This window comes from Clostridium sp. UBA7503, assembly GCF_002477055.1.
Lineage (GTDB): Bacteria > Bacillota > Clostridia > Clostridiales > Clostridiaceae > Clostridium_J > Clostridium_J sulfidigenes.
Genome location: NZ_DLNT01000053.1, coordinates 24,034 through 36,533 on the forward strand (window position 1 = coordinate 24,034; position 12,500 = coordinate 36,533).

Consider the following 12,500-nt stretch of genomic DNA (forward strand, 5'->3'; position numbering starts at 1 on the left):
TATCTTTATTTTCTTCTCTTATATAATCAGGCAATCCTTTAGATTCTCTACCAAAAACTAAAAAATCACCTTCTTTAAAATTGGGATCATTATAATATTTAGTTCCTTTAGTAGTACAAAAATAAAATGTTCCATTCTTATATTTTTCCCTTAAAGCTTCATAACTTTCATGAATTTCTAACTCTAGCTGTGGCCAATAATCAAGTCCAGCCCTTCTTACTGCTTTTTCGTCTAAGCTAAATCCTAAAGGTTTTATTAAATGCAGCTTACAGTTAGTAAGTACACAAGTTCTCCCTATATTCCCAGTATTTTGAGGAATTTCTGGTTGAAATAATACTATGTTTAAGTTCACTATTACGTCCTCCTAAAAATAAGCCTGTTCAGGCTTGATAAAGATATAATACTTCATTTCTATTTCTATGTAAAGTTTATAACTTTAAAAACTTTGTTTAACATTCTATTTTAATATAAACTCTTCAATGACATGAGCAACTCCATCATCTTCATTACTAAGAGTAACGTAATCTGCTTGTTTTTTTACAAATTCTTCAGCATTTTCCATAGCTACACCTACCCCAGCAAATTTAATCATAGAAATGTCATTTTCATTATCTCCCATACAAATTACTTCCTCTCTATGAATTCCATAATACTGGCATATTTTCTTTACTGCTTCTCCCTTGGATGTCCCATTTTTCATAATCTCAAAGCTACTCTCCATAGAACTTACTACTTCAAAGCTTTTTAGACTTAAAAATTCTTCCTTTGCAGCTATAACTTTCTCTTTATCCTCATGTACTACCATAACCTTAATTATATTTCCATTTTCTTCAAATAACTTTTCCCATTCATTTATAATTCTTATGACTACCTGTCTATTCCTAGGTAAGGTTGCATTTGCTTTGCTATATATTAATGCTGAGTGCTTTATCTCTTCTGTATATATTGTATCAGTACTATAAAATTGAGGCATAATATCATACTTTTTTAATAATTTTAAAATGACTCTACACTCTTCTTTATTTAGATACTCTTCATATATAGCTTTATCTAAATCTTTTTCTCTAATATAAGCTCCATTTGAAGCTATAATAGGGGTTTTTAGCCCTATTATATCCCCATAATAATTGGCTGACACAAATATTCTTCCTGTGGCAACTACAAATTTAACTCCTTTATTATGAGCTTCATTGATTGCATTTAAATTTCTTTCAGATATTTTCTTTTTACTATTTAATAATGTGCCATCCATATCAACACAAATTAATTTATATTTCATTAGTCCCTCCATAGATTAAATACAAAATACTTATTAATAATGTATTTATACCATCTTTCTCTTTCCTTAATATAATTCTCAATATACATGAAATATTCTTTTTTTTCAAAGGTACTTGATAATATTTCTCCATAAAACTCATCATAGACCAAATTTACAATATCTCTTAATCTATTTTGTAGTTCTCTATCCCTTATGGAATCTACAAATTCTAGGTCTCCACTACTTTTATTTTTTACTATACCTTGAGTTCTTAGTCTTTTTAAATAATAATTATATAAAGGTACCATGCTTTTATTATTAACTATTCTCACCTTATTAATATCATACAGTCCAGCAAATATAGCTATCATTACAGCTAATGCTCCTGTAGTTACATATATTCCTATATATCTATTAAATTTATCATCTTCTCCCATTTCGCCTTCATCTTCATTAAATCCTGGTTGATTTTTATTAATTTTATTATTCTTAGCTTCATTGTTTGGATTATTTTCCGTTGGTGTATTTTCTAATTCAATTTCTTCTTGAGCTTCTTCATGTTCAGTAGGAGTTGGTGCTGAGTCTACTATGGCCCATTGATTCCTATAAGGGTTTATAAGTATTTCTGCCCATGCATGAGCGTCAGCGTTAGTTACCTTATAGCTACCATCCTCTCCTTTATCATCTGACATCTTAAATCCTTCTACATATCTAGCTGGAACACCAGCAATTCTACACATCATTACTGTTGCAGACGCAAAATAAGTGCAATATCCTTTCTTATCTAACAGTATAAAATTGCTTACAAAATCGTTATATTCATCATTATCTCCAACATTAGTAACATATTTATAATTTTTCATCAAATAACTTCTTATAGCTAAGGCTTTTTCGTGAGTGGTTAGTTCCTCCACAGTCTTTTCTTTTGCTTGTGCTTCACTGATTAATATATTATCGACTATTTTATATACTTCATCATTAATCGGAGCATCAAGCTGAAGATAATTCATGTAATGTAGCATAAAATTATTTAAAAAGGAACTTTCTTTATTTACATACTCCATACCTTTAGACGTGCCTATTGATGACATTAAATTCTCTCTATAAGAATAATCATCGACTCCAAACTCCCTTTGAGGCATTATATAATTTTCATTCAATGGAGTTTTTTTATACATAGAATTTTGAATCCCTTCAAGATAATTATCAAAATCACCATAAGATATATAACTAACCTTGTAGGGTTCTGTTATCTCCATATCACTCATAAATACAGGAATTAAATCGACAAACAGCTCCTTACTATCATTAATAATTTTATTACTATTATTAGGGGTAAAATAAGAAGTAGTTTTAAAGTTTTTTCCTGGAATTATAGTTATTGTTTTTTCTTGAGCCTGAAAACTTTCATCTTTTGTAGGTTGTATAAGTTTATACATAGGCATATTGGAAGCTTCATTAATCTCAACCTTTCTCATTACTTCATCCTCAGATTTTATCCATGATCTTCCTGTATAATAATCCATAGCCTTTCCTCTTAAATAAAAAGGCTTATCTGATATTACTTTAAACACCTCTCTACGATTTAATGCTATTGATCCTCCTAAAATTGTAGATGAGTCACTATACCCACTTTGTTTCATTGAAAAGCTTCCCTTCAAAGCTTCTAAAGAAGGATTTTTTTCCTTTTCTTTTTTTCTTGCAAACTCATTTTTAAAAAAAGTAGTAACACTGTCTACAGTTTTCCCTTTGTATTCCTGTGGTAGCATAAATACTAATCCAGGAACTAGTAAAGCAAGTATTAGTATTAACGTAATCATGTATGTTATATTAATATCTATTTTAACTTCTCTTCCTCTATATTCCCTGCACTTTTTAATATATTCTCCTGTTCCTAGTGTTATAATAACAGCTGCTAAAAAATATGGAATGTTAGGAATAACATTTTTATAAAATATTTGATACCAGAAAATCACAAAAACACCTATTGAAAAAAACAAAGGAGTATATATGAATTTCTGAGTTATATATATAAGCACAGCTATAAGTAAAGGAATTCCTATTGAAAATATATGAATAAACTCCTCAAAGTTAATATTTTTAGCCTTGAGGGCTGCATTATTTATATTTTTTAAATTAAGTGATATTACTTCAATCTCCTTCAATACAAATATTCCAGAAGTTTTATAAATAATTATCCCTAATAAAATAAAAACAATAATAAAAAATATTATTTTTTTTCTTATACTATTAAGTACTTTAGAAAAAAACAGGTAAATTAGTATACCCATGGCAAATAGTAAAATTAAGAATACAAAATTTAATTCCTCTATTTTAAAACAATCTACTATAAGCTTTATTACTATTGTAAAATTTATAATAACTAAAAAAGATTTTAATATTTTTTCTTCAATCACTCTCATGGCATCACCTTATTTCTTCTATGCTATAACAATTTATACCTTTATTTAACATATGTGAAATAGCATCATCACTAACCTTAGGTATTTTATCTAAATAAAATAATGTAACTTCATATCCCTCTGTAGATAAATTTACAAAGTAATCTATATTTTCTTTACTCATATCATAGGTTACTATGACAACAGCACTTTTCTTATTCACATTATACATAAACTTCTTCATAAAAAGAGGAAACTTACCTCTTCCCTCACTGTACTTACTTACCATATGAGTTTTTAACCCTTCTAAATGCTCCTTATTGCTAATATTAAAAACTTCAGTATTTTCTCCTATAATTATAGCTTGTGAATTAGCGCTTTTCTCTTGCATATATTTTATTAGAGATAAGAAAAACTCTACAAGTTCTTCCTCTCTTACTCCATCTTTATCCATACTAAAAGGATCTTTTCTTAAGTCTAAAAACACATGTATACGAGGGCTTTCACTACTTTCATATTCCTTTACAAATAATTTTCCATGTTTTGCAGTAACCTTCCAGTTTACTCTTCTATAACTATCTCCAATTCTATATTCTCTAATATTTTTGATAGTTTCTAAACTTTCCGGTCCTTTGTTTAGCTCCTGCATTATTGTTTTAGTATTAAACTCTCTTAAATTAGCTCCTTTAATTTTAATGCTCTTCAAAGGGTATATGCTAGGATATACCTTTATAGTTTCTTTATGGCTATAGGAATTTTTCCAAGTAAAAACTCCAAATATATCACTAACTATACTCGTTGTGCTACCTAATCTATAGTCACCTCTAATTGGTATTTTTATATCTTTCTTTATGAATTTATTACCATTTATTTTTATAGAAATAATATCGCCTCTATATTTATTCATAATCCTTTTTAAAAGAGAATTTTCGATTTCCATATATGAAATTGGAAATATTGAATCATTGTATACCTTTATAATAATATTATTATTTTCACCAGCAATTATTTCCTTTTTATCACTAGCTACATCAATATTTAAATTTTTACTTACAAAATAAATATACATACTTGTAATGACTATCACTAAGAGAAGACAATAAAAAATAGAATAGGGTAAATTCCCTCCTGAAAACAGAGCAAATATACAAGACAAAATAGTTAATATAAAATAGGACTTTTTAATCTTCAACATATACTCTCACCTTTGGAGCTATTACCACATTTAAAATTTCTTCTAAAATATTCTCAGCCTTTATTCCCCTGGCAATGGATCCATTGGTTAATATTATCCTATGCGAAAGAACTAACTTGACATTTTCTTTAACATCTTCTGGTATTACATAATTTCTATTCTTTATTAAGGCTGTAGCCTGTGCAACCCTAAGTAATGCTAATGAAGCTCTCGTACTTCCACCTAATACTATCTCTTTATGGTTTCTTGTGGCATCAATAATATTTACTATATACTTGTTAATCTCATCATTAACCTTTATCTCCTTAACCTGTTTTTGAATATTTATTATATCTTCTTTTGAAGCCACTGGCATTAATTCATCTAATGGATTTTCTTGTCTATACAAATTTAAAATATAAGCTTCATCCATTTTGCTTGGATAACCAAGATGTACTTTTATCATAAATCTATCCAGTTGAGCCTCTGGTAAAGAAAAAGTTCCCTCATATTCGATAGGATTTTCTGTAGCCATTATAAAAAACGGCTTCTCTACCTCATAAGTTATGCCTCCTTCTGAAACTTGCATTTCTTCCATGACTTCTAATAGTGCAGACTGCGTTTTTGGTGATGTTCTATTGATCTCATCAGCTAACACTATATTTGAAAATATAGGTCCCTTATTAAAAGTGAATTTCCCTGTACCAGCATTGTAAATTGAGATACCAGTAATATCTGACGGAAGTAAGTCAGGTGTAAATTGAATTCTACTATATGTTAAGCTCAAACTTTCTTTTATGGCTTTTATCAAAGTTGTCTTTCCAACTCCTGGTACGTCTTCTATTAAAATATGACCTCCTGAAATCATACCTTTCATGATATCATAAATCTCCTTTTGTTTTCCAACTATAACTTTTTCTATATTAGTAACAATATTTTCAATAAGTTCTACATTGTTTCTCATTTTAATCCTCCCAATTTTGTCCATTATTTTATTCTTACTATTTCGGTAACATCGCCAAAAAAACCTTTTAATTTTTTGAATTTCTTAAAAAATTTACCCAGATATAGACATTCTGTGTCTATATCTGGGTAATAATTTTAATCTTTTCCTATTCTAACAACAGTATTTTTACTGGCATATATACTTTCACCAACTAAAATCTTTTCTACTATTTCACTATTTTCATATCTAATTCTATAGGTATTTACTATATACCCATTTGCACCGCTTTTTTCCATAACTATTTTGCCCTCTTCTAAGCTATAATCATAAATAATTTCTTTTTTAGGCTTTATTTCCTTTGCAATTTCACTTCTTATTTCATAGTGGGGATTCCGTTCTTCTTCATTAGAAAATATATTAAAAGTTATCTCTTTATTTTTGACAATAACTTCAAGTAAAATAGGATAGCTATAATTATTTTTAAACTTAAAATCTGAAGCCCCATAAGCTATCATGGCATCCTGTCCCATTGGGACATATGATATTATCTTACTATGATTTTTCCTTTCCGTTATATATAAATTACTTTTTAGTACGGCATTATACAAAGTTGAAGAAACTTGACATACCCCTCCTCCAATCTCATCTATAAAAGTTCCGTTTTTAATTACCTTTGCATATTCAAAACCTTTTCCTGGGGTTGTTGCTCCTACAACCTTATTGAAACTAAATTCATCTCCTGGCATAATTATCGTATTATCTATATACTTAGCTGCCATTTCAATATTCCTACACCTTCCAAAACTAGAATTTATAAAACTAGTTGTATAGGATGATATCTTAGTATTTATACTTTTTAAGTCATCTTCCATAATCTTAGGAAACACCTTATTAAAATCCGCATTTACAATAATATCACCATCATCCACACTATTATCTATAGCTTCTATAATACTTTTATTTAATTCATCTCCATTTATATTTCTACCTATTTCATGAGGCGTTATAAGAAATCCACTCCAATCATGATCTACTGTTGCATTTACTGGTGACTTATTTTGTTCTTTTTCTATAATCTTTAGAAACTTGTAAAAACTATCAGCCTTTAGACTTGTTTCTGTATAAAACTCCTGGTCTATACCTTTCTTAATATTTTTATATTTACTTATAAAACCACCTTCCTTTCCCCAAAGTAATGCCATATCAACAACCTCTTCTACATTCTCACTAACACCTAGTTCACTAAAAGATATTTCATAACTCTTTTCATCAATTTGAACTTTTACATTTCTATTTACATTTATATCTGTTATATCTTTATCTACTTTTAAAATAGCCTCTTCTTTACTTAAAAGTGAAACATCTATTTTATTAATACTAATTCCTTTATATATAAGATTTTCATGATTTTTAATAATAGTTTGTACCTTTATTAATATGAAAGAACCAACAATAAGCAATATTGTTAGTATTACGAATACTATTCCCTTAAATTTTTTTTCCAAACTATTCACCTCCATATATAAAATATATGAATCTAAGTAAGTCATTATAATATGTAGTTATAAATTTTCAAAAATAGGCACTTAGATTAAATCCTTAATCCAAGTGCCTATTTAAGATATATTATATTGTACTATGACATTCTTTTTATTCTTCGCTTCCAGCTTGGAGACAAGATTTCATCTATAATATCTCCCATCACCGCAATCCCACATAGCCTATCTTCTTCATCCACAACGGGTACAGAGTATAGGTCATACTTTACAGCTATAGCTATAGCAATATCGATTTCATCTGTGTCCACCACTTTAAATGGTTGTGTATTCATCATCGACTTTAGTTTAGCATCTGAATCAGATATGACTAAATCAATTAGAGGAACAGTTCCTTGTAGCCTTTCTTCTTTGTCAACAATATATATATAATGGGCTATTTCTTCATCTGGTCTAAGTTCTTTTAGTATATTAATTGTCTCTTTTACAGTTATATCTATGTTAAAGGATATAAAATCAGTATTCATTATATTACCAACTACTTCATCCTCATATTTCATAAGATCTCTAATTTCATTTTCATCATCATCATCTAAATTCACTAATACACGATTGGTAGTTTCTTCGTCCATATCATCTAGCATATTAGCAATTTCATCATTGGGCATAATATCCAATATTTCTCTAGCCTTATCTTCACTCAAATTTTTTAAAATATCCTTTACCATATCATGGTCAACTTCTTCTAAGGTATCCGAAGCTAAATCTATATCTAGTCCATCTATGACTTTAACTCTGTCTTCTAATGATAAATCTTCAAGAATTTTAGCAATATCAGCTGGATGTAACTTACTTAACTTATTGTATGGAGTTGTTAGTTTTAAAGAAGAATCTACCATCTCTAAAGATTGAACACTCTCCCAGCTTATTAGATTTTCTTTTGGTTCTTTATTAAATAAAGCATATACATGCTTTATCGGATTCTCTATTTTCATTTTTCTAGCAATTGCTAAAGTACCCGACTCTACTCCAATCACAGTTAAATATCCATTTCTTTTAACCATTTTCAAATCAACAACTCTAACTATTTTTTTACCATTTACATCTACTATATCTTTATCTAGCAAATGTTGAGATAAAAGATATGAATATTTCCTTGGAATTATATCTTTAACTTGTACAACCTTTATAATGAATTTACCATTTTCTTTATACACATCAATATTTCTAAATTCAAAGTTTTCAATTTCTCTTCCATTTTTAATCTTGTATCCAATAGCCCTTGGATATCCATAATCTGTAGTTACATAAATATCTTCTAACTTTCCTATACAATAATTTAATTCATCATAAACCCATCTGTTTAAAATACTACTTAGATAAAATTCTAATAGTCTATCCATGTTATTCCTCCTTCAATAGAGGAATATGTATATAAGTGTCTATAACTTAATAAACAGTACTCCTCTATTTCTATTCAATTTATAAATGTCATCACAGTCCTTACACAACAAAGGCCCACCGTCCATTAATTTCTCACCACCTGATTAAATATATTTATATTACTTATTATAGTCTACATATTTAATTTTGTAACTATATTATTCAAATTTGGTTGAATTTCTTCATATTTATTTAATATCATGACTTTTCTCTATTTTTATTCAATTTACTATCTTATTCTAAGTCAATCTAACTTTTATATAAAATTTTCCTATAATAGTCCTATTCATATTTGTCTCTTATTATGATAATATAGTTTAATGTACAAATTAGTGCAAGAAAGGAGGTATCTTATTATAAACTTGCTGATATTATTGAAATTAATATTGTCATTAGTATTCTCCTTAAGAATTTAATTACTCCACGTAAGTTTATATAAGAAAACCTATGAAAAGTAATACACAATTTTTACCTATTTCTAGAGAAGATATGAAAAAAAATCATATTTCTCAACTTGATTTTATAATAATAACTGGAGATGCATATATAGATCATCCATCCTTCGGAACTGCTATAATTGGAAGACTTTTGGAAAGCGAAGGTTTTTCTGTGGGAATTATAGCTCAACCTAGTTGGGACTCTTGTGAAGACTTTAAAAAACTTGGTGAACCTAAATATGGCTTTCTTATAAACTCCGGAAATATAGATTCTATGGTAAACCACTATACTGTTGCTAAAAAGAAAAGACATGATGATCTTTATTCTCCTGGCGGTAAGGGTGGTTTTAGACCAAATAGAGCTGTTATAGTATATTCAAACAGAGCTAGAGAAGCATATAAAGATACACCTATAATTATTGGTGGTATAGAAACTAGTCTTAGAAGATTTGCCCACTATGACTATTGGGATGATAAAATTAGAAAAAGTATAATTCTTGATTCCAAGGCCGATCTTTTAATATATGGTATGGGTGAAAAACCTATAGTTGAAATTGCCAATTTATTAAGATATGGAAAACCAATTAATCATATTACTTCAGTTAGGGGAACTTCCTACGTGACCAATAAATTAGATAAAATTAAAGACTATATATTGTTGCCTTCATTTGACGAAATTACTTCTGATAAAAAAGCTTATGCTAATAGCTATTTTCTTTCTTCTAGAGAACAAGACTCCGTATGGGGTAAGCCCTTAGTAGAGCCTTATGGTGATAGATTTGTAGTTCAGAATCCACCTCAAAAACCTTTAAGTACTAGGGAAATGGATAGGGTTTATAATTTACCCTATACTAGAACTTATCATCCTATTTATGAAGAAGCTGGTGGTATACCTGCTCTTAAAGAAGTTAAGTTTTCTATAACTAGTCATAGAGGTTGTTATGGAAGCTGTTCCTTTTGTGCTCTAACTTATCATCAAGGTAGAGTTATTCAAAATAGGAGTCAAGATTCTATAGTATCGGAAGCTAAACTTTTAACGGAGGATAAAGACTTTAAAGGATATATACATGATATTGGTGGTCCAACAGCTAATTTTAGACAGAGGGCTTGTAAAAAACAAATAGAACATGGAGTTTGTAAGGATAGGCAGTGTATGTTTCCTACCCCTTGTAAAAACTTAATAGTAGATCATACTGAATATTTAAGTCTTCTAAAAAAAGTTAGAACCTTACCTAAGGTAAAAAAAGTTTTTATTCGTTCTGGTATCAGATATGATTACCTAATATACGATAAAAATCCAAAATTTTTTAATGAACTATGTGAACACCATATAAGTGGTCAACTAAAAGTAGCTCCTGAACATATAAGTGATAAGGTACTTTGTGAAATGGGTAAACCTTCTAAAGATGTTTACGAAAGGTTTATAACAAAATATCATGCCATTAATAAAAAATTAGGAAAGAAACAGTTTGTGGTACCCTATCTTATGTCTAGTCACCCTGGTAGTGATTTAAATGCTGCCATAGAGCTAGGACAATATATAAAATCCATGGGACATATGCCAGAACAAGTTCAAGACTTTTATCCTACACCAGGTAGTTTATCAACTACCATATATTATACTGGTATAAATCCTTTTACTAATAAAAAAGTTTATGTAACCAAAAGTCAAAAGGAAAAAAATATGCAAAGAGCTCTTTTACAATTTGGGAACCCTGAAAATCACAATCTAGTTAAATCAGCTTTAACTAGTTGTCATAGAGAAGATTTAATAGGTAACGGTAAGAATTGTCTAATTCCAACTAATCCTATTATAAAAAGAAAGTCTTCTCAAACTCCTAATAATAAGGAAAAAAGTAATGTAAACAACACTAATTTAAAAAAATCATCTAAAAATACTACCCCAAATAAAAGAGTTAAGAAAACTTCTTATAGAAAATAACTTATTATCATTCATCTAACTGATAAAGGCTATTTAAGATTTTAATTAAACATAAATCTCAAATAGCCTTTTATTTTATATCTATCTTATGCCTTTTACTATTCTCTGTTTAAAAGTTCTAATGCTTCCATAAAGTACAATCATCCATGATAAATCACCGATTAGCAAATAACCTATATTTTCACTGCTTTGTAATGTTATTGCAGTGGTTCCTACAAATACTAGAGAAGCTATACCAATTAATGCTGCCCCCCACTTTACACTATGCTTATACCTAAAGCTTTTTACCCCCATAAAAAACGATAATCCATTAATACACAATAATATTTTATATGGTAACAGATTACTTAGAATAACATTATAACCATAGGATAATGATATATAATACTCCATAGGCACTTTAAACATACATATCAAATAAATAACTATGCCTATAATAAAAATTCCATAAAACCATTTTATATCCATCCTTGTATTTCTATAAAAAACATATAAACAAGTATATATAATTATAGGAATATATATAATGTTTAAAAACACTAAATTCTTCATTAAGTATACACTTTTCATGTTGTCTGCTAGAAGAAGCACTAGTAAGCTAACTATTCTTAATATAATCAGGATAAAAGATATGGTAAGTACTTCTTTTATTTTAACAGGGCAATACCTTATGCTTGAGGCTACAGACTCATAACTTAAAAATATCATTGCTAAAATTAAAAACAAATATATATAAATATTCAAAATCCACACTCCAAAATAATAATTATATTTATATATATTACTTTTTTATATGTTTTATGAAAACATTACTCCTCTTTATATCCTATTATTTTAATAGATCTACGTTCACATGTGATTTCAAGTGGAAAATCAGGACCTTTTTCTCCATCAATATCTGTAACTATATTCTCATTACACTCTATAGTTAGTTCTTTACATTTGAAATAAAGTATTCCATCCATATCAGCAACTTGACCTTTTCTCATCATAATAATTAAATTGTTAAAAGCATTTTTTAAAATTTCCTTTTTTATAACAACCACATCTAATAATCCATCATCTGCTTCTGAGTAATCTGCAAATTTAATATTTCCTGCTGTTTGACCATTAAATACTAGTATAGTATATATTTTACCTTCAAAATTTACTACTGGAGAAGTAATCTTAACATCTATTTTTTTTAGATTTTTAACTTCTTCTGCAGCTTTTACATAATAAGCTAACTTTCCCATTGTATTTTTAAGACTATTATCAGTTTTTTGAGATATATCTGTAAATAATCCTGCACTAGCCACATTTACAAAGTATTTATCATTTATTCTACCAAGATCAAAACGCTTGACTTTCCCATCTAAAATTTGCTTACAAGCAGCAGATATATCATTAGGCACTCCTA

General features: G+C 28.4%; 10 protein-coding genes. 1 reads left to right on the plus strand and 9 read right to left on the minus strand.

All coding sequences use genetic code 11. From position 1 onward, the window contains the following. The 7 genes from B3630_RS15795 to B3630_RS15825 all read right to left on the minus strand — a co-directional run. Positions 1-352, minus strand: a 352-nt coding sequence (locus tag B3630_RS15795; RefSeq protein WP_346899827.1) for a tRNA (cytidine(34)-2'-O)-methyltransferase, incomplete at its 3' end; no start/stop codon positions are given. Between the two features lie 105 nt (positions 353-457). Beyond that, positions 458-1,279: a Cof-type HAD-IIB family hydrolase gene (locus B3630_RS15800; protein ID WP_346899829.1), complete on the minus strand. Its 822-nt coding sequence runs from the start codon at positions 1,277-1,279 to the stop codon at positions 458-460. After that, positions 1,279-3,684, minus strand: coding sequence for a transglutaminase-like domain-containing protein (locus B3630_RS15805; RefSeq protein WP_346899831.1), 2,406 nt, complete (start codon positions 3,682-3,684; stop codon positions 1,279-1,281). Before B3630_RS15805 ends, B3630_RS15800 begins: the two co-directional genes overlap by 1 nt. Positions 3,685-3,688: 4 nt before the next feature. Then, positions 3,689-4,858, minus strand: a complete 1,170-nt coding sequence (locus B3630_RS15810) for a DUF58 domain-containing protein (RefSeq protein ID WP_346899833.1) — start codon at positions 4,856-4,858, stop codon at positions 3,689-3,691. Further along, entirely contained in the window at positions 4,845-5,801 is a 957-nt protein-coding gene (locus B3630_RS15815) for a MoxR family ATPase (RefSeq protein ID WP_346899835.1), read from the minus strand. The genes B3630_RS15810 and B3630_RS15815 overlap by 14 nt, the downstream gene beginning before the upstream one ends. 137 nt (positions 5,802-5,938) lie before the next feature. Continuing rightward, positions 5,939-7,288 carry a VanW family protein gene (locus tag B3630_RS15820; RefSeq protein ID WP_346899837.1) on the minus strand — a complete coding sequence of 450 codons (1,350 nt, stop codon included), beginning with the start codon at positions 7,286-7,288 and terminating at the stop codon, positions 5,939-5,941. Between the two features lie 131 nt (positions 7,289-7,419). Then, a complete protein-coding gene (locus B3630_RS15825) occupies positions 7,420-8,682 on the minus strand; it encodes a magnesium transporter MgtE N-terminal domain-containing protein (RefSeq protein WP_346899839.1) in 1,263 nt (420 codons plus the stop codon). Positions 8,683-9,169: 487 nt separating this feature from the next. On the opposite strand from B3630_RS15825, the gene B3630_RS15830 reads away from it, so the two are divergent. Continuing rightward, complete coding sequence (locus tag B3630_RS15830) at positions 9,170-11,101, plus strand: YgiQ family radical SAM protein (protein WP_346899841.1); 1,932 nt, start codon at positions 9,170-9,172, stop codon at positions 11,099-11,101. 81 nt (positions 11,102-11,182) lie between these two features. On the opposite strand, the gene B3630_RS15835 is transcribed toward B3630_RS15830, so the two are convergent. Together B3630_RS15835 and B3630_RS15840 are read right to left on the minus strand one after the other, a co-directional pair. Then, positions 11,183-11,845 (minus strand): hypothetical protein, encoded by a 663-nt coding sequence (locus B3630_RS15835; protein WP_346899843.1) that lies wholly within the window; start codon positions 11,843-11,845, stop codon positions 11,183-11,185. Between the two features lie 65 nt (positions 11,846-11,910). After that, a partial coding sequence (locus B3630_RS15840) for a lipid kinase (protein WP_346899845.1) occupies positions 11,911-12,500 on the minus strand: 590 nt, incomplete at its 5' end.

Coding starts and splice junctions, on each gene's coding strand:
- B3630_RS15815 (WP_346899835.1), bottom strand. CDS start 5,801: ATGAGAAACAATGTAGAACTTATTGAAAATATTGTTACTAATATAGAA.
- B3630_RS15830 (WP_346899841.1), top strand. CDS start 9,170: ATGAAAAGTAATACACAATTTTTACCTATTTCTAGAGAAGATATGAAA.
- B3630_RS15805 (WP_346899831.1), bottom strand. CDS start 3,684: ATGAGAGTGATTGAAGAAAAAATATTAAAATCTTTTTTAGTTATTATA.
- B3630_RS15800 (WP_346899829.1), bottom strand. CDS start 1,279: ATGAAATATAAATTAATTTGTGTTGATATGGATGGCACATTATTAAAT.
- B3630_RS15825 (WP_346899839.1), bottom strand. CDS start 8,682: ATGGATAGACTATTAGAATTTTATCTAAGTAGTATTTTAAACAGATGG.
- B3630_RS15810 (WP_346899833.1), bottom strand. CDS start 4,858: ATGTTGAAGATTAAAAAGTCCTATTTTATATTAACTATTTTGTCTTGT.